This is a genomic window from Isosphaeraceae bacterium EP7 (assembly GCA_038400315.1).
In the GTDB taxonomy this organism is placed as follows: Bacteria; Planctomycetota; Planctomycetia; order Isosphaerales; family Isosphaeraceae; genus EP7.
The window spans coordinates 4,451,843-4,470,940 of sequence record CP151667.1; the positions used below are offsets into that span (position 1 = coordinate 4,451,843).

Here is a 19,098-nt window from a genome sequence, read left to right on the forward strand (position 1 = left end):
GTGAGAATCCCTCTCCGATGATCAGGAATTTTTAACGAAGCTCGGATTGACGAGAGTGTCGATCTCCCATATGACCCCGTGAACGCGAAACATCACCGATGCACGGATGTCCGGAGATTGTCGATGAAAATGGGAATTGTAAGACTTGCCATCATCTGTTCTGGCATCGCGGTGATCCCGTTCGCGATGTCGAAATATGCGTCTGCCTCAACCCTGAACAATCAATACATGTCTTACGGTCATATCGACTACCCCTCGCGGGTTTCTGACATGGTGATGTGGAGCAGCAACATCGGCGGTTCGAACGAGGACGATTGGGCCCAGGAGCAGGTCCCGCTCGGCTGGGTCAACAGGTCGTCTGTCGGATCCTACCCGACCCCGGTGGGGCCGATTGCCGTTTATGATCACGTTCCCTTCTCCTTCTCGATTTTCCCGAGGATCGGAGCTCCGAGCTCCCCGCCGGGGTACCACTACGACTACACCGTCACCGGCCCGGCCTCGGATGGCGTCCTGATCCGCGGCCATCTCAACGGCACCTTCTGGAACGACGGGACATCTGACGTCCTTGCAACCTACGAGCCGCCCACTCCCTTTGATATAGCCAAACGATTTCGCGAGGATCTCCATATCCCTTACATCGTCGACCCGAATCTCCCGAATCCGTTCCCCATCGATCGATTGATCTTGCCGGAATCGGTGAAGGTGAATGCGAGCGGTTATACCGTCTTCTATGCCTCTCTCCGGCCCGATCCCGTGCCCGAGCCAGCCGTGATCGTCGCCTTCGTGCCGCTCGCTCTCATCTTGGCCTATCGACGTTGGTCACGCGTTTCGCCGCGTCAGGCCTGCTGAGGGTGCGACCGGTTTACGAGCAGGTGTGCGTCATTCCTCGCGGCCTTCGCCTTCAATGCGAATCCGGCGTTGAACGATCCTCGATCAACAGGGCCTCACTTACCTTGGTGAGGCAGCCTTTCCACCCATCGATCATTCTCCGGCCCGTGGTCCGAACACGCAGGTTCCATCCAGGTAAGTGCTCAAGGCCCGAGTCTCCCGGATCTCATCCTCATCGCAGCTCAGCAGGTCGCGATCAATCACCACGAAGTCGGCCTTCTTGCCCGCTTCGAGCGAGCCGATCCGGTCTTCCAGGAACAGCAGGCGGGCGTTGTTGATTGTGTAGAAGCGGATCGCCTGCTCCCTGCTCAGGGCCTCCTCGGGGTGGAGCCGGTCGTTGTAGCCTTTCGCCCGGCGCGAGACCGCGACCCACATGGCCAGGAATGGGTTGTAGGGGTTGATGGATCGGAGTGAGCCGATCTTCTGCATGTGGTCGGAGCCTCCGCCGGCGGTCACCCCGGCCTCGAACAGGCTGCGCAGGGGCTGGAAATAGCGGAGGCGGTCGACGCCGAACTGGGCGGCGAGCGTCCTGGTGTCGAGGTAGAGCCAGGCGGGCTGGATGTCGACGACGGCTCCCAGCTTCGCGGCCCGGTCGATCGCCTCGCGGCTCATGAAGTTCGAGTGCGTGACGCACGGCCGGGTCGGTGCCACCGGCGTCGTTTTGTTCACCTCTTCATAAGCGTCGAGCAGCGCATGCACGGCACCGTCGCCGACGCTGTGGGCGGTGAACTGGAGCCCCGACTCCACGGCGGCCCGGACCATAGGCACCAGCCGTTCGCGGGGGATGAACAGCACCCCGCGATACGTCGGATCGTCGATCGCGTAGATCTTGCTAATTCCCCAGGGCTTGCGCATGAAGGCGCTTCCGGTCAGCATCCCGCCGTCCAGATAGGCCTTCACCCCGACGATCCGCAGCCTGTCTCCCCCCCTGCGTAGCGGGTGCTCGGCCGTCTTGCGGATCTCGGCGACGATCGCGTCGAGTGGGCCCAGGTTCTCGACATGCCTGGAAATCCCCAGACGCACCGACAGCTCGCCGGCCTCGTGCAACCGCGAGTACCGGTCGATATCTTCGTCGGCGGCGTCGCGGTCGATCACGGAGGTGAGGCCGACGGAATTGTAATCCCTGAACAGCTCCAGCAGTCGCCTGTCCTTATCTTCCTCGGTGGGCTTCCCTTCCGAGGGCGTTGCCTTCACATATCGCGTGAGGTTGCGGAGGATGCCCGTCGGCTCGCCGGTTTTCGGGTCCTTCTCGACCTTGCCCGGCCCCTCGGGCTTGAAGTTCGCGTCGATCCCGCTGAGCTTCAAGGCCAGCGTATTGAGCGACGCATCGGGGCCCGTCGCGAACAGCACCGGGTTGGCCGGAGCGGCCCTGTCCAGCTCGTCGCGGGTGGGGTAGCGTTGCTCAGCAAGCCTGGTGATGAACACCTGCTTGACCACCACCCACTTCTCGGGCCCGAGCGCCCTGGCCCGCGAGCCGATATACGCCAGCACATCCGCGATCGTCTCCATCGCCGGCACCGGGTGGTCGAACTCGATCATGCTCGCTTCCGCCGGATGCGTGTGCGAGTCGATGAGCCCCGGCAGCACCATCTTCCCCCCGAGATCCACCACCTTGGTGGCCGGCCCTCGGGTCTTGAGGACCTCCTGGTCGGTGCCGACGCGTAGCAGGCGGTCCCCCTTGACGGCCAGGGCCTGGCGGATCGAGAACGCGCCGTCGACCGTGACGACCTTGCCGTTGTGCAGGATCAGGTCCGCCTCATCGGCCGCGCCGCAGAGGCAGAGCGACACGAGCAGGGCGGCGAGACACGAGACGGTGCGAGGCGTCGCCATGGGAGAGACTCGGGGCGAACTCTGCCGAGAAGCGGCCCGGCCGCCCCCCTCCGGGACCATCAGCCGGATCATAACCGAAGGGTCCGTCCCGCGACATCTTCAGGGGATCCGGCCGCAATCCAAGGAACCAAGGGGCACAGGGAAGGGCGGGCATGCCACCCTCCTTCGCCACATGAACTAGCCCGACGGCCGGGCGGGGGCCCTGGTCACGGGATCGAACTTCGCGAATGCGACGGAATTCCATCGACCTCCGCCATCATTTCTCCCATGGCGAGCGGGGGAAGTTCGAGCGACGCCGGCGAAGGGAGCAGTCTGGACAACCGGCCGGCAGATCCTAAGGTTGCAAGATCGGGTCGCGCCGATGGCGTGATGGGCGGCGGCCGGAAGTCGCCGCTCCCCCGCGATCAAGACGGTCGATCGCGTCCGGCCGGACCTTCGAAGAAAGCGCGCCATGATCCGGCATCTGCTCAAGCCGTTCCTGTGCCTGGCCACCCTAGCCCTGACCACCTGCGCCCCGGACCGATCCGCCGCACCCCCGGCCCCGCACACGATCACGCAGGTCTCCGTCATCAACGCCCTGATGGTCGGCCGCTACGACGGCTTGATGCCGATCCCCGAACTGCTCCGCCACGGCGATTTCGGCGTCGGGACGCTCGACCACCTCGACGGCGAGCTGACCATCCTCGACGGCAAGGCCTACCAGGTCCGCGGCGATGGCAAGGTCGCCGCCGTGCCCCCCGACCGCTCCACCCCCTTCGCGGTCATCACCCCGTTCTCCGAGGACGGCAATTTCCCCTGCCAGCAGGTCCCCACCCTCGAAGCCCTCGACGCCCACCTCGACGACGCACTGCCGCAGAAGAACAACTTCGTCGCCATCCGGATCGACGGCCGATTCGACTCCATCACCCTGCGCAGCGTCCATCGCCAGGAGCCCCCCTACAAGCCCCTGGCCGAGGTCGCCAAGAGCCAGTCAATGTGGACCCACACCACAAAGACCGGCACGATGATCGGCATCCGCTCCCCCGCCTGGGTCGCCGGCCTGAATGTCCCCGGCTACCACTGGCACTTCCTCACCGACGACCGCACCATCGGCGGCCACGTCCTCGACTGCAAGTTCGCCCAGGCCCGGGTGAAATTCGCCGTCTGCCCCGACTGGCTGCTCAAGCTCGACCCCTCCCCAGCCTTCAACGCCGAGGACCTGGGCCAGGACCTCCGACGCGAGGTGAAGCGAGTGGAAAGCTCACGCGGCGGCGAACGCGATTGAGATTGAGCCGGAGAGGATGGGAAGGGGACATGCCGGCCGGGAATCGATGCGATCTTTGGCCTGCCCCAGGTGGGCGGGCTCACTTTATTAAAGTAGAATGTCTCCTTTTCCCCTCTTCCGGAATTTTTTCTGAAATTGTGCGATCTCTCAACACGGTTAATCCCGAATTAGGGACGCTATTCAGTGGTGGCCCAGGAGGGCCATTCGACTTTTCCCCGCCCAGCCCCATGAAGGCGGGGCCTCTTCAAAAAGGTCGAATGTCCCCATTTACCCTCCATACTTGAGCCGAAGCGATCTCATTCAAAATTGATTCGTCGTTTAGTTCATTTGCGCGTTAGAGTCTGCTCAGCTTGCTCCGACTCCCGCGAGACAAGTCGCCCCTCGGGCAAGTGGGCGTCCCCTTCTTAGGAGATCCGCATGCGTCGCCCCTCCCAGCCCCAGCGACGCCGTGCGTGGACTTCCCCTCGTCTTCATGTGGAATCACTGGAGGCCCGCCGGCTGCTGGCGACGATCACCGTGACCGGAACCGGCGATACGATCGCCGCGGACGGGATCGTCACGCTACGCGAGGCGATCACGGCGGCCAACACCGACGACGTCTCCGGCGACGCCGCGGCGGGCAGCCCGGGACTGGACACCATTGCCTTCAACATCGCCGGCGTAGACGTGCGGACGATCGTCTTGGCGGCGGACCTGCCGGCGATCACCGACGAGCTGGCGATCGACGGTTACACCCAACCGGGCGCGAGCCCCAATACCAACGGCCCGGGGCTCGGGAACAACGCGACCTTGAGGGTCCAGATCGTCCCGTCCGAGCCGAGATTCGGGTCCAACGGCCTGCGGGTGACCGCCGGCCAGAGCACCGTGCGGGGGCTGATCCTCGACGGGTTCGCCACGGGCATCAACCTCCAGGCCAGCATCGGCGGTAGCACGATCGCCGGCAACTACATCGGCACGACCCCCGACGGCTCGGATCGCGGGGCACGGAGCCCGGCCGCCATCGATGCGGTCCTCCTCCAGTCGTCGAACAACACGATCGGCGGGGTGGCCCCGGCAGACCGGAACCTCCTGAACTCCCCCATCCACGTCCCGCTCAACCCGACCTTCCCGGCCTCGGACAACGTCATCCAGGGCAACTTCCTCGGCATCGACGCCACCGGCAAGAACAGCCTTCTCGGGAGTTCGAGCCGTATCCTGATCGAGTCGGGGTCGGGCGATCGGATCGGCGGGGCCGGAGCCGGCGAGGGCAACCTGATCTCGGGCGGCAACGGCACGGGGATCTTCATCAAGCTCGGGGGACCAGCCCCCGGCTCGGCCCTCAACGGCAACGGCGGCCACATCATCCGGGGCAACCTCATCGGCACCGACCTCACGGGGGCCGCCGTGCCGTCCTTCCGCGCCGGCGGTTCGGGCCTGAGTAACGGCATCACCATCCTCCCCCGCCTCCCGGGCGAACCGCAATCGCCGACGATCGACCCGCTGCCGATCGCGATCGGCGGGGCTCAGGCCGGCGAGGGGAACGTGTTCGGCGGCATCACGGATCAGGCGATCAGGCTCGAATACCGCGCCGATTTCACGGCCCCGACCGCCGTCCGCGGTAACTTCATCGGCACTGACCGCGCCGGCACGGTGGTCCTCGGCGGCGGGGATTCGGGCGGGATCTCCCTCAACCTCGCGACGACGCGGAACGTCACGATCGCGGGCAACACGATCGCCTTCAACGGCTCGAACTCGGCCGTGATCGTCCCGGGCGGCGAGACGGGCAACCTGATCGTCGCGAACTCGATCCACGACAACGGCCGGGGTGCCCCGGGCATCATCCGCAGCACCGACCTCGGCCCGGCGATCCCGAGCCTCGCGTCGGCCGCGGTCTCCGGCATCAATACGTTGGTCCAGGGGACGACCCGAGGCGCCGTCGGGACGACCATGCGGGTCGACCTATTCGCCAACGCGACCCCGACGCAGGGCCTCACCGTCCAGGGCCAGACCCCGGTGAAGTCGTTGCAGGTCCTCATCGGCGCGGATGGCACCGGGGCATTCACCGCCTCGTTCCCCACGGTAGCCTCGCAGCCGCTCATCACCGCGACGGCGACCTCCCCATCCGACACCACGAGTCCATTCTCCGCCCCCGCCCCGCTGCTGCCCCCAGTCGTCACAGCCGCCGACCTGGACGTCAAGGCGACCGCAACGCCGAATCCGGTGGCAGCCGGGGACGTCCTGACCTACACGATTGTCGTTACCAACACCGGGCCCGACGCCGCCGAGTCCGTGACCTTGACCGGCGTGATCCCGGCCAGCACAACATTCATCTCCTTCAGCGCCCCGGCCGGCTGGACGGTGGCGGCACCGGCCGTCGGCGGCGCCGGCGCCACCTCCGCGACCGCGTCGACCCTTGCCGTCGGCGGTGTCGCGACCTTCACGTTGTCCCTCCGCGTCGCCGCCGGCACCCCCGCCGGCGCGCGGATCTCCTACACAGCCATGGTCGCCTCGTCCGCGTCCGACCCCTCGCCATCGAACAACTCCGCCACGCGGGAGGCGATGGTCGTCGCCGTCCCTCCCGTCGCCGTCCCTCCCGTCGCCGTCCCTCCCGTCGCCGTCCCTCCCGTCGCAGTCCTCCCCGTCTCCGACCTAGTGGTCGCCGTGGCCGCGCCGGCCACGGTCCTCATCGGGGCGGACCTCACCTACACGGTCACCGTCAACAACCGCGGCCCCGCCCTCTCCGCCCCCGGCGTGCGCCTGACCTTCACCGTCCCGGCCGGCACGACGTTCGTCTCGGCGACGACCAGCGACGGGATGGCCGTGCAGGCGGACGGGACGGTCACGGCGGTCATCGGCCCGATCGGCGACCGCCCGGCGACGGTGACCATCGTCGTGAGGCCCACGGTCGTCGGGTCGCTCATCGGCACCGCCCACGTCGTCGGCGACATCACCGACCCTAACGCGGCCAACGACGCCTCCGCGGCCGTCACGCTCGTCAACGCCCCCGTCCTCGCGTCGGCCCTCGAACTAAAGCTCCACCAGGATCAAGAACGACGGGCTTATCTCGCGTACGCACGCGCCCTCCGGGGCCAGATCCGGCCCACCGATCTCCCGGCCCGGGCCCGGGCGGAGCGAGCCCTCCGGCGCGTGCTCGCCGCGTTGCGGGCTCACTGGGCCTTGGAGGCGAAGACCCGGACGATCTCGGCCTTCAACTTCCCCGCGCCACCCGCCACCGACCTTTCTGTCTCCATGGTCGCTTCGCCCCAGCCCATACGGCTGGCCGGTGGCCCGCTCACCTACACGGTCACCGTCTCCAACCGTGGCAGCGTTCGGGCCATGGGCGTGACCTTGGTCGATACCCTGCCGGCCGGGGTCGACTTCATCTCGGCCACGGGCGGGGCCGTTCCGGACGAAGGGGTCCTGACCTTCCGGCTCGGCAACCTGGCCCGAGGGGCCGCGAGGACGCTCACGATCGCCGTCCTGCCCGGTTCGGTCGGGACGCTGATCAACACGGCGGTGGTGAGTGCCAACCAGCCCGAGACCAACGGCGTGGACAACACCGCCACCGGGTCCGCGCTCGTGGCCCCGGCGCCGGCGACCTCGACCCCGGCCCAGATCCGAATCAAACATCGCGCCGAGCGGGGGGCCTACCTGGCGTTCCGGCAGAAGGCCGTGGACCAGCTCACGCGCGGAGCGGCCGCCCAAGTCCTCCGAGAGTTGCTCCTGGCCCTGCGGGCGCATTGGGCTGCCGAGATGGGCAGTGGCACCTCGGGGGATCCCTTCAAATTTCCGGACATCTGAGCCAGCGGACTCGGCGAGACCGGTGCACGACGCGTCCCGGAGTTTCGCACGAGTGGATAAGGCTGACGGCCGCTCTCGTTCGCCTCGAGTGAAGTTTATGTAGATGACGACAGCTCGCGCCGAGTTGCGAAAACGCCTGATGGCGCAGAGCTTTTTGCTTAGCTTAATGGCGTTCGGAATGATCTCCGGCAAAAGGCCTGATCTGCCCCCCTCAACCGAGTCCGGCGGTGATGCGACATCGTCGCCGGTTTAGTGAGGTGGGGGTAAGGCCCGGGCTGGCATTCGCGAGGGCCGGGCACAATTCGACCCGTCCAGGCCCGGACGCGGGCGGGATTTTGCCGGGCCGAGATGGGGGTCCGGAATTCTTTTCCGAATTTGTCGATTTTCTTGGGGCATTATATCCCGCTTCAGGGATATTCTTGAGGAGAGGCCCGAATGACTGGCGCGAGGCCGCGCGGTCCGGGCCCTTCGCCGATGTCGGCGAGGCTTGCACACCTCCTGAATCCGCACCCCAAGGAAGCGACGCAGCACCATGGGCAATTCCGAGAGCAGCCAGCGCCGGATCGACGCCAATCGCCGCAACGCGCAGAAGAGCACCGGGCCCAGGACCGAGGAGGGCAAGGCGCGGTCTCGGCGCAATAGCCTGATCCACGGGCTGGCAGGCGCCGGGGTGGTCGTCCCCGAGGACGAGGCGCAGGCCGCCCGCGAGCGGGGCGAGCAGTTGGTCTCGTCGCTGCGGCCGATGAACGCGTTCGAGCTGGGGCTGGTCGAGACGATCGCGATCGAGGGCGTGCGGATCGATCGGTGCCGGATCGAGGAGCGGCTGGTGCGGGATGTCCGGGCTCGGCGAGCCGGGGCGTGCTGGCTCGACGAGCGGAAGGCCGAGGCGGCGAAGTTGGGGAAGACGCTGGCGGGGTGCCCGGATGAGGTGGCGTCCAAGCTGTCGACAAGTTCGGCAGGCTGCGACTGGATGCTGGTCCGCTGGCGGGCGCTGGGCAAGGTGCTGGAGAAGACGGGGGACTGGAATGAGTCGCAGCGGTCGCTGGCTCTGGACTTAATGGGGGTTTCCGCCGAGGTCCGCGAGATGGACAACCCGCTCGATCCAACCGACGGCGATGCCCCGATGTCCCACTTGCGGGAGCTGGTCGAGTTCGAGATTGACGGGCTGCTGATGCGCCGTGAAGAGGCCCTCGACGCGATCGACGATGACTTGCGCGAGGCGACGTCGATGGGCCTGATCGCCGTCGACGACCCGACGCTGGTCCTGCTTCGTCGGTACGAGACGGCCAGCTTCCGCCGACAGCGTTGGGCGCTGGACATGCTGCACAAGGGTCGCCAGAAGCCGGCGCCCGTCCCGACAATGACCCACGACTACGTCGAGCGGCCCCGGCAGGTATCCTCCATCTGGTGCGCCCCCGATCCGGTCCCGCATCCGGACGGCCCCGCCCCCAACCCCGACCCCGCCGCCCCCATGCCCGATTCCGATCGGACGCATGGTCGGGGCGATCACGCATCTCGGGGAGAGCAACCCCGACCGGGATCAGGTACCGCGATTTGCGCCGAACGAAGCCAAAACGTTGGGCCAGGTCGTTTCGCCGAACGAAGCCATCTGGCTGGCCGCTTACGCCTGCTTGCTAGGCTATTCGCCGCGAAGGCCGCGTCCGTCCGGCCCGCGAGCCCGTTGGTTAGGCCCGATCGACGGCTTGGGCGGCCCTCGTTGGTCGCGGCCCGGCCGATTCGCCCGGAATTGTTCCGCCATTTTGACGTTCCGGCCGCCTGAATTCGTCTCGTCATCGCAGAAATGTGCCGATCTTTGACAATCCGGACGGATCATGGGATTTCAGCGCACCCTGTCCGGGATGGCCCGCAGGCCTGCGGGCGAGCGTCGTGGCGTGGTGCCTCATACCCGGTTTGATACGCCGTTGAAGGTAGCTCTACACATCGCGGGGACGATCTGGCGGAACGCAACCACGGCCTGGTCGGACTTCGAGGAGACCCGGCGCTCTGCGCACCACGCGATTCTGATTGGCTCACGCGATGGTCTGTTATTCTACTCCGAGCAACATGGAGTAGAACTCGGCATACTCATCGCCTCCGGCCAGCGTGGCACACTTGTTCGCGGTTGCTTTCACTGCTTCCAAGTCATCGAAATCAATAATGCCGATGGTTCGATCGCTGAAGAATTTCGCAGCTACTCCAAGAGCATCGAGAAATTTGCCTGGGGATCGCGCGGTTTTCCAAAGAATATGTCCAGCGGATTCGACTTCTTCTACGACGAGTTCCGAACCAGTCTTGGTAATCACAAGTGGATCGGCTTCGACAAGCCCAATCTGGATTCCCGAACTATGATGAGTTGGCGTCCCCAATAATCGCACCATTCCTACTTCAACCCTACTTACATCCCACCGGTTGGCGAGCTCAAGTATCTCGTTGGATGCGATCAACGGCAAAGCGTTATTTCGGGGCAGGCAAATAAATCCGGCCCTGAACGCCTCCGCTTCTTTCGTGTTCAGCCCTACCTCACGAAGGCTCTCAATCGATGGTGAACTGGCAGAAAGTTTCATGACAAATTCATCTGAATTCATCGATTGGCAGCTTTCGGGGTGCAGGGTGCCATTCCGGAATACGCTTTGTCTATGAGGCGGAAAGATTCCTGCTCCGAGGTCAATGAGCATATCTCCAACGTGGACGTCCCTTGCGGTGCTCTGAGCCTCGCCCGAAGGACCGTGGCTTTCGCCGAGCGAGCGTATGCCACCTCGACGTGGACGCTCGCCCGGATCCGCTCGCGGGGTTGGGGTTCAGGCGTTGCGGGCGGTTGCGGATCGGTTGGCGGTCTGGGCGTCGCGGATGATGGGCGGGGGCGGGGTGGGCGTGGGGGGGTGGGCGATGATTTCTTTGTCGGTGAGCTTGCGGGCGATGTTGGTGGTCGAGTGGCCCTCGACCAGGGGGATGAGGGCGAGGCTTCCTCCCCAGGATTCGACCTCGTCGCGGCCGACGACCTGGTCGGGGCGGTAGTCGCCGCCCTTGACGAGGACGTCGGGACGCAGGGCGTTGATGAGTTCCAGGGGGGTGTCTTCGTCGAAGATGGCCACGGCGTCCACGCAGCCCAGCTCGGCAAGCAGCTCGGCGCGGGCGTCCTGGGGGTTGAAGGGGCGAGAGATGCCCTTCAGGCGCTTCACGCTGGCGTCGGAGTTCAGGCCGACCACCAGGTAATCGCCCAGGGCGGCCGCCTGACGGAGCAAGCGTCCGTGGCCGACGTGGAGGATATCAAAGCATCCATTGGTAAAGACAACCCTGCGCCCGGCGGCCTTGTGGCGGGCCACCTCGGCGACCAGGCCGTCGCGGTCGGGGAGCTTGGTGGTCTCGGGGCGGGAGTGGTCGAGCAGGTCGGCCATGATCTGCTGGCGCGAGAGGAGGGCGACGCCGAAATGCTCGACTTCCAGGCCTCCCGCGACGTTGCCCAGGGCCACGGCCTCGTCGTAGTCGGTTCCGCAGGCCAGGCAGAGGCCGACGACGGAGAGGACCATGTCGCCGGCGCCTGTGATGTCATACACCTGGCGGGGGCGGGTCGGGATGACCTCGGCCCGGCCGTCGCGGCGGACGAGCGCCATGCCGTCGCGGTCCAGGGTGACGATGGAGGCTTCCATCTCCAGGTCGTCGAGCAGCGTCTGGGCCAGGACCAGGGCGTCGGCCGGCTGCTGGATCGCCAGGCCGGTGGCGAGCTGGGCCTCGAGCCGGTTGGGCGTCATGGCGCTGACGCCGCGGTAGCGGGAGTAGTCCTTGCCGCGGATCGGGTCGGCCACGACCCGCTTGCCGGCGGCCCGGCAGGCGTCGATGAGCGAGCGGAGCAGGGGGGGCGTGCAGACCCCCTTGTCGTAGTCGGAGATCAGGACGATGTCGGCCCAGGCGATGGCCGCGGGGAAGGCGTCGCCGAGCGAGGCCTGGACCTCGACGGGGATCGGGTCGCGGGTCTCGTAGTCGACCCGGATCATCTGCTGCGGGTGCCGGTCCTGGGCCCGGCCGATGTACCGCTCTTTCAGGGTCGTCGGGCGATCGTCGAGGGTGACAACCAGCGAGGTGTCGACGTGAAGACTTTCGAGCATCGATCGGACGACGGCGGCCTCGGGGTCTCGGCCGACTCCGCCGACGAGCATGACCTCGGCTTCGAGGGCGCGGAGCATGGAGGCGACGCTGGCGGCGCCGCCGAGCCTGTGCTCGCGGTGGTCGGCCCGCAGCAGGGGGACGGGGGCTTCCTGACTGATCCGCTCGGCGTTGCCCGAGACGTAACGGTCGAGGATGAGGTCGCCGACGACGAGGATGCGGGGTCGGCCCAGCGTCTCGACGCGCCGGATCAGGTCGTAGGCCATGGCGGGTCCTCCTTGACCCTGCGAACTTCGCCGGCCGGCGCCCGCGTCAAACCGCGTGGCGCCCGGGCGAATCGACCCGACACCATAGCCCAAGGCCCTGAGTCGTCAAGCCCGACTCCGCTGGCGGCGGGCCGGACGGCCGGGGTATGCTTGGGACCAACCCTGCGAGGTTCTCCCGATTCCAAGGTCGTAGGAGGGGGCGACGTGTCCTCCGAGATCGTGCTGGCCGATGACGACGCCGACCTCCGCAAGGTTTATGCAACCTGGCTGCGGACCTCGGGATACACCGTCTGGGAGGCCGCCAACGGCGCCGAGGCGTTGGCCCTGGTCCGCGACCGAAAGCCGGGGCTGCTGCTGCTCGACGTCTGGATGCCCGCGCCCAACGGAATCGAGGTGCTGGAGGCCCTGAAGCTCGACCCCGTGGCGACCCGGATGCGGGTCGTGATGCTCTCCAGCCTGGGCGAGGCCGACACCCGGCTGGAATGCTTCGCCCTGGGGGCTAGCGATTATCTGGTCAAGGGCTTGGCGCTGACCGACCTCAAGTCCTATGTTGACCGGGCCTTGCAGGCCGACCCCGCCGACTGAAAGGCCGACGCGTTCGGGCCACGATCGGCCCCAGGTTCGGTTCGAACCTTCCCCCATTTCCCCCGGCTCCAGGCGAGGCCCCGCGCCGCCATGCCCGACGACTACCAGGGCTGCCTGGACTACCTGTACGGCCGCCTGAACTACGAGCGCGTGGGCATGCCCCGCACGCCCGAGGAGCTGCGGCTGGGCCGGATGCGTGCCCTGCTCCGCAGGCTGGGCAACCCGCAGGACGCCTACCGGATCGTCCACGTCGCCGGCACCAAGGGGAAGGGCTCGACCTGCTCGATGATCGCCGCCGCGGTCAGTGCGTCTGGTCGCCGCGTCGGCCTGTTCACCTCGCCGCACCTGCACCGGCTCGAAGAGCGGTTCGTCGTCGACGGCCTGGACGCCGACGCGTTCGACCTCGTCGAGCTGACCCACCTGGTCCGGCCCGCCGTCGAGGGCCTAGACCTGGACTCGGGCGACGCGGGCCATCGCGGGCCGACCTTCTTCGAGGTCACCACCGCCATGGGCCTGCTCCACTTCGCCAGGCGCAACGCCGAGGTCGTGGTGCTGGAGGTCGGACTGGGCGGCCGGCTCGACTCGACCAACGTCGTCCGCCCCGAGGTCTCCGTCATCACGCCGATCTCGCTGGACCACACCCGCCAGCTGGGCCAGACCCTGGGCGCCATCGCCGGGGAGAAGGCCGGGATCATCAAGGCGGGCCGTCCGGTCGTCAGCGGAGCCCAGGGCGACGAGCCCCGCGCCGCGATCCGTGCCGAGGCCGAACGCCGTGGCTCGACCCTCCGCGCGATCGACGCCGACTTCCACTACCGCTTCGAGCCCCCCGCCCGCCCGTTGACCCAGCCCGAAGCCGGCCGCGTCTCGGTGCAGACCTGGCGGACCGACTGGGGGACGCTCGACCTGCCGCTGCTGGGCGACCACCAGGCCCTGAACGCCGCCGTGACCCTGGCGACGCTTGACACCCTGGCCGAAGGTGGCATCGAGGTGAGCCGCGACGCGGTTGTCCGCGGCTTCGCCGGCCTGTCCGTGCCGGCCCGGGTGGAGGTCATCGGCGGACGCCCCTGGACGGTCATCGACGGCGCCCACAACGTCGCCTCGGCCGAGGCCCTGGCCCGGACCCTGAAGGCCTGCCTGCCCGACGTGCCCCGCACCCTGGTCTTCGGCGCCACCCGCGAGAAGGACATGGTCGGCCAGCTTCGGGCCCTGCTCCCGCTGTTCCAGACCGTGATCGTGACCCGCTACGTGGAGAACCCCCGCGCGGTGCCGGTCGAGGAGATCGCCGATGCGATCGTCGACCTCGGCCGCCCCACCCCGCTGACCGCCGACGACCCCGCCGCCGCGCTTGAGCTGGCCCGCCGGGTCACGCCGGACTCCGGCCTGATCTGCGTCACCGGCTCCCTGTTCCTCGCCGCCGAGACCCGGGCGCTCATCCTGGGCCACGAGCCCGCCCCCGGGCCTGGCAAGGCGGTGCCATGAGCGCAGCCCGAGAGGCGGCCGCGACCCGGACGGCCAACCAGCGGACTCCCACGAGGCTCCGGTTCGGCCTGCTCGACCTGATGATGACCGTCGTGCTGGTAGCTCTCGGGCTTGGAGTCGTGCGAGCCCTGGCGAGTACGCCCTATGGGAACTTCATCAACGGCGCCCTCGGCCTGCTTTACTTGCCATTCCTGACTTTCGGCTGGTTCAGGCTCTGGACCCGGCCGATCTCCCGATTCCAGGCGGCGAGGCACTGGCTCCTGGTCGGATTCACCTCGGGGATCGTCGTCGCATTGATGGCGATGACGTCCACGATCCTCCAATTTTTCAGCTCGTTCTGACAGACGGGAGCCTCGGCGATGAACGGGTCAACATGGATCAGGTTCGGGGCAATCTTCGGGTTCCTGGGGGTCGCACTCGGGGCCTTCGGCGCCCATGGCCTGAAGGACCGGCTTGCCGAGCTGGGGACCTCCGCCAACTTCGAGACGGCCGCCCAGTATCAGATGTATCACGCCCTGGCCTTGCTGGCCGTCGGCCTGGTCGGCAGCCTGGGGCGTGGGAGTGCGGCCCTGTCGGTGGCGGGCTGGTCGTTCAGCCTCGGCATCCTGGTCTTCTCGGGGAGCCTGTACATTCTGTCGCTAACCGGCTTAAAATGGCTTGGCGCCATCACGCCGATCGGTGGTGTCGCCCTGCTCGTCGGCTGGGCGGCGCTAGCCGTCGCGGCGTCGCGGTCGTCGGCGATCCCCTGAGCCCTTCGAGCGGGACCGCTCGCCGCCGGCACCACATTCGATTATGCTGTCGCCATCGACGGCCCGGAACCGGGCCGGCCGACGGTCCCGCGGGAGCTGAAGAGTTATGGCCACTTATATCGTCACGGTCACGTCGAGCGACACCGTCGGCATCGTCCACGCGGTGACCGGGGCGCTGCACGATCAGGGGGGGAATATCCTGGAGCTGAGCCAGACGGTCATGAGGAACTTTTTCACGATCATCCTCGCCGTCGAGTTCCCTCAGCCCCAGGATCGAGCCGCCCTCCAGAAGGCCATCGCCAGCGCGGGCGAACGCTTCAACCTCACCGTCGTGGTGCTCGAGGCCTCGTCAACGCCCGCCGCGCCCGCCGTCCCGCGCGGCGAGCGGTTCATCCTGACCGTGCTGGGCGCCGACCGCCCGGGCAACATCCGGGGCATCGCCGGCCGACTTGCGAACCGTGGGGTCAACATCGTCGACCTGCACGCCCGGACCGAAGGGGCCCGCTTCTCGCTGGTCATGGAGGCGTTCCTGCCGCCGGATCTCCCTCCCGCCGAGGTCCGCGCCGAGCTCGAACGGTTCGGCAAGGAGCAGGGGCTGGAAGCGTTCGTCCAGCATGAGAATATCTTCCTGGCCACCTCCGAGCCGGGACCCGTCCGCGTCTCGCCCGCCCAGATCGTCGCGGGCGGCTCGCAGGTCCCGCACTGACCGGCCCGAACCCTGCATCCCCCACCCCCCCCACCCGACCGACCGGAGTCTGCCCGCCGTGTACCGCACCGAGGACGTCCTGGCTACCCTGGGAATGGTCAGGCAGAACAAGCTTGACGTCCGGACCGTGACGATGGGCATCGACCTCCACAGCTGCGCCTCGCCCGATCCCAAGGACCTCTGCGAACGGATCGCCGCGCGGCTGAGGAAGTACGCCGGCCGGCTCAAGCAGGTCTGCGAGGAGGTCGAGGGCCGCTACGGCATCCCGATCGTCAACCGCCGGATCGCCGTCAGCCCGATCGCCGGAGTCGCCGCCGGCCACGACACCGAGGGCTATCTGGCCGTCGCCCGGACCCTCGACGCCGTGGCCGAGGAGGTGGGGGTCGACCTCGTCGGCGGGTTCTCCGCGCTCGTCCAGAAGGGCTGGACCGAGGGGGAGCAACGCCTGATCCTGGCCCTGCCCGAGGTCCTGTCCACGACCAAGCGCGTTTGCGCCTCGGTGAACGTGGGGACGACCGCCGCCGGCATCAACATGGATGCCATCGGCGAGCTGGGCCGGGTCCTGGTCGAGACCTCAAAGCGGACGGCGTCGCACGACGGCTTCGGCTGCGCCAAGCTGGTCATCTTCGCCAACGCGCCCAACGATAACCCGTTCATGGCCGGGGCCTTCCACGGGGCCGGCGAGCCTGACTGCGTCATCAACATCGGCGTCAGCGGCCCTGGCGTCGTCAAGGCGGCCGTCGAGAGCTTCGTGGCCAACTCGCCCACCAGGCCGACCCTCGGAGAGATCGCCGAGGAGATCAAGAGCACCGCCTTCCGCGTCACCCGCGTCGGCGAGCTGATCGGCCGCGAGGTCGCCTCCAGGCTGGGCGTCGCCTTCGGCATCGTCGACCTCTCGCTGGCCCCCACGCCGCAGGTCGGCGACAGCGTCGGCGAGATCCTCCAGGCCATGGGCATCAGCCGCCTCGGCGGGCCCGGCTCGACCGCCGCGCTCGCCCTGCTGAATGACGCCGTGAAGAAGGGGGGCAGCTACGCCTCGTCGAGCGTCGGCGGCCTCTCGGGCGCCTTCATCGCCGTCAGCGAGGACTCGGCCCTGGCCCAGGCCGTCGAGAATGGCGACCTGACCCTGGCCAAGCTGGAGGCGATGACCGCCGTCTGCTCGGTGGGCCTGGACATGATCGCCGTGCCGGGCGACACCGACGCCGAGACCCTCTCGGCGCTCATCGCCGACGAGGTCGCCATCGGCGTCATCAACCACAAGACCACCGCCGTCCGGGTCATCCCGGTCCCCGGCAAGAAGGCCGGCGAGCGCGCCGTCTTCGGCGGCCTCTTCGGCGAGATGATCATCCTCCCGGTCCACGCCCCCGGGGGCTCCGGGGCCTTCATCCGCCACGGAGGCCGCATCCCGGCGCCCCTGTCCAGCCTGCGCAATTGACCTCGGAACCTGCCGATTTACGCTTGAGGGCAGGGTCCGAGTCGACCCGCACGAGTTATGGGCCGGATCGAACGCGGCGACCGTCGTCACCAGGTCGGTGAAGTGCATGACCGTCCCGTCGAGCCATGCCTAAGAAGACGAGGATCGAAGTCTTCAACTCGTTGGGCTAGATTTCGCGAAGGACCAACGTGCGGAACCAGGCAGCCGACGCGATGAGGCGGCCGAGGCAAGCCGCACGAGTCATGCCCCGGCGAGGCCGATCGATGGTCCTGAAAAGAAGTAGATGAACAGCAAGTGCCGGTCGTCCGCACCGACGGCCTTCATGATGCCGATCGTTCGCTTCGTCTCCAGCACGCTCGATTAGCCCGGGGGACGACCTGGCCCGATCCTCCGGGGTTGAATCTCAACCTGCTCCCGAGGGTGCTCGGGCAGTCTTTGATTGCGCCGCGAGAATTCTCCGAGAACGTCCCATGACCGGTGAACGCGGGACGTCGCTGCGCAGTTACTAAGGGATAGGACCCGAGGTCGGCACGGGATGGACGACGATCGGAGCAGGCTCCGACCTTTCCGGTCCAGACGCCTCGGCCGACCCTCTTGCAGCACGATGTCGAGTGCATGAGACCAAATCAAAGGAGATGGCGATGGCCACACCGACACGTCGCAACTTGCTGATCGCGTTGGCCGTCGTGCCTCTGGCGGGGCTGACGTCGTGCTCGGAGAGTGAAGTCGTGATCGGGAAAGGTGCCTCGGGCGCGAGGCGGAAAGGGCGGGAAGAGTCCGAGATCAAGAGTCGGCGCAAGACCCGAGGCAGGGGCGCCTCGTAGCGAGTTTAGACCGCCGGGGCCGCGCCGTCGCGGCCTTCATAAAATTGCTGTAGATTGAAATCAATTATCTGTGATCACGGGTGCATTTGCCGTGGTCACCGAGGCAATTCATCGTTATGTAACCTCCGAAATCAACGTTGACATCGGCGTCACCCGGCCGCGATGCGGGCCATTCCCCTTCAATCGAGGTCGAGAATGCGTGCTCACCGATCGAGTCGTTGCTCCGGTCTCACGCTCATCGAGCTGCTGGTTGTCATCTCGATTATCGCGGTGCTGATGGCACTGCTGCTGCCGGCCGTCCAGTCGGCCCGCGAGGCGTCGCGGCGGATGCAGTGCTCGAATCACTTAAAGCAGGTCGCCCTGGCCCTGGCCAACTACGCCGACGCCCAGGGGAGTCTGCCGATCGGCAGCAGTTCGGCTCAGGGATGGTCGACAGGGAGTTTTTTCCTGATGATCCTCCCGCACCTCGATGCCCAGCCGACCTATAACATCGTCAACTTCAGCGTGAACTTCGCCGAGTCTCAGAATGCGACGATCCACGACGCACGTCCCAGCAGCCTGGTTTGCCCGAGTGACCCCGACGCTTCCCGGCGGGTGAGGGTCGATGGAGCCTATGCATTCGAGCTCACTCCGTTCCCCGTGCCCGTGCGATTCACCAGCTATGCCGGCTGCACAGGGCTGTATTATCAGTTCAGCCGTCTCCCCGAGCGCCTCACCCAGCAAAACGGCCTGATCGTGCACCGACAGACCGTCACGATCGCGGAGATCACCGACGGGACGAGCAACACGATGTTGGCGAGCGAGCACGCCGTCTCGAAGCTCCAGGAACCCGAGCGGTCGGAATGGCACTGGTGGACCTCGGGTTACATCGGCGACACACTCTTCACCGGGCTGTATCCGATCAATCCGTTCCAGAAGATGCCCGAAGTCGTGGCCGACGACAATACCGGCCCATACCTCGAGGCGGCCTCGAGCATGCATCCCGGCGGGGCGAACTTCGCGTTCGCCGACGGCTCGGTCCGCTGGATCAAGGATACGATTGATTCCTGGACGAATGACCTGCAGACGGGCCTGCCCCCGGGGCTCAGCTACTCTGGCGGGATCTACAAGCTTGCCCCGCAGGCAAAGCTGGGGGTCTACCAGAAGCTAATGACCCGCAACGGCGGCGAGGTGATCGGCGACGGGTTCTGA

At 67.0% G+C, this 19,098-nt stretch carries 14 protein-coding genes; 11 read left to right on the top strand and 3 right to left on the bottom strand.

From position 1 onward, the window contains the following. Positions 1 to 123: 123 nt before the first annotated feature. Positions 124 to 849, top strand: coding sequence for a hypothetical protein (locus EP7_RS17255; RefSeq protein WP_463522904.1), 726 nt, complete (start codon positions 124 to 126; stop codon positions 847 to 849). Between the two features lie 132 nt (positions 850 to 981). On the opposite strand, the gene EP7_RS17260 is transcribed toward EP7_RS17255, so the two are convergent. Beyond that, positions 982 to 2,718, bottom strand: a complete 1,737-nt coding sequence (locus EP7_RS17260) for an amidohydrolase (RefSeq protein WP_463522906.1) — start codon at positions 2,716 to 2,718, stop codon at positions 982 to 984. Between the two features lie 451 nt (positions 2,719 to 3,169). Between EP7_RS17260 and budA the strand changes: the two genes are divergently transcribed. From budA to EP7_RS17275, 3 genes are all read left to right on the top strand, one after another. Further along, positions 3,170 to 3,982: an acetolactate decarboxylase gene (gene budA, locus EP7_RS17265; protein WP_463522908.1), complete on the top strand. Its 813-nt coding sequence runs from the start codon at positions 3,170 to 3,172 to the stop codon at positions 3,980 to 3,982. 417 nt (positions 3,983 to 4,399) lie between these two features. Continuing rightward, complete coding sequence (locus EP7_RS17270; RefSeq protein WP_463522910.1) at positions 4,400 to 7,762, top strand: hypothetical protein; 3,363 nt, start codon at positions 4,400 to 4,402, stop codon at positions 7,760 to 7,762. A gap of 532 nt (positions 7,763 to 8,294) precedes the next feature. Then, positions 8,295 to 9,542 carry a hypothetical protein gene (locus EP7_RS17275; protein WP_463522912.1) on the top strand — a complete coding sequence of 416 codons (1,248 nt, stop codon included), beginning with the start codon at positions 8,295 to 8,297 and terminating at the stop codon, positions 9,540 to 9,542. Between the two features lie 265 nt (positions 9,543 to 9,807). Here the strand turns inward: EP7_RS17275 and EP7_RS17280 are convergent, their stop codons facing one another. Then, positions 9,808 to 10,347: a hypothetical protein gene (locus EP7_RS17280; RefSeq protein ID WP_463522914.1), complete on the bottom strand. Its 540-nt coding sequence runs from the start codon at positions 10,345 to 10,347 to the stop codon at positions 9,808 to 9,810. A 213-nt stretch (positions 10,348 to 10,560) separates the two neighbouring features. Continuing rightward, on the bottom strand, positions 10,561 to 12,129 hold the full coding sequence (gene rfaE2, locus EP7_RS17285) for a D-glycero-beta-D-manno-heptose 1-phosphate adenylyltransferase (protein ID WP_463522916.1): 1,569 nt from the start codon (positions 12,127 to 12,129) through the stop codon (positions 10,561 to 10,563). A 204-nt stretch (positions 12,130 to 12,333) separates the two neighbouring features. Here rfaE2 and EP7_RS17290 point away from each other — a divergent pair, with 204 nt between their 5' ends. From EP7_RS17290 to EP7_RS17320, 7 genes are all read left to right on the top strand, one after another. Then, positions 12,334 to 12,714: a response regulator gene (locus EP7_RS17290; RefSeq protein ID WP_463522917.1), complete on the top strand. Its 381-nt coding sequence runs from the start codon at positions 12,334 to 12,336 to the stop codon at positions 12,712 to 12,714. A 90-nt stretch (positions 12,715 to 12,804) separates the two neighbouring features. Next, the gene (locus EP7_RS17295) at positions 12,805 to 14,193 is read left to right on the top strand and encodes a bifunctional folylpolyglutamate synthase/dihydrofolate synthase (RefSeq protein WP_463522919.1); all 1,389 of its coding nucleotides are present in this window, start codon (positions 12,805 to 12,807) and stop codon (positions 14,191 to 14,193) included. After that, the gene (locus tag EP7_RS17300) at positions 14,190 to 14,534 is read left to right on the top strand and encodes a hypothetical protein (RefSeq protein ID WP_463522921.1); all 345 of its coding nucleotides are present in this window, start codon (positions 14,190 to 14,192) and stop codon (positions 14,532 to 14,534) included. The genes EP7_RS17295 and EP7_RS17300 overlap by 4 nt, the downstream gene beginning before the upstream one ends. A gap of 18 nt (positions 14,535 to 14,552) precedes the next feature. Then, positions 14,553 to 14,942: a DUF423 domain-containing protein gene (locus tag EP7_RS17305; RefSeq protein ID WP_463522923.1), complete on the top strand. Its 390-nt coding sequence runs from the start codon at positions 14,553 to 14,555 to the stop codon at positions 14,940 to 14,942. Between the two features lie 106 nt (positions 14,943 to 15,048). Next, a complete protein-coding gene (locus EP7_RS17310) occupies positions 15,049 to 15,648 on the top strand; it encodes a glycine cleavage system transcriptional repressor (RefSeq protein WP_463522925.1) in 600 nt (199 codons plus the stop codon). A 58-nt stretch (positions 15,649 to 15,706) separates the two neighbouring features. Further along, positions 15,707 to 17,083, top strand: coding sequence for a DUF711 family protein (locus tag EP7_RS17315; RefSeq protein WP_463522927.1), 1,377 nt, complete (start codon positions 15,707 to 15,709; stop codon positions 17,081 to 17,083). 1,019 nt (positions 17,084 to 18,102) lie between these two features. After that, complete coding sequence (locus tag EP7_RS17320; RefSeq protein ID WP_463522929.1) at positions 18,103 to 19,098, top strand: DUF1559 family PulG-like putative transporter; 996 nt, start codon at positions 18,103 to 18,105, stop codon at positions 19,096 to 19,098.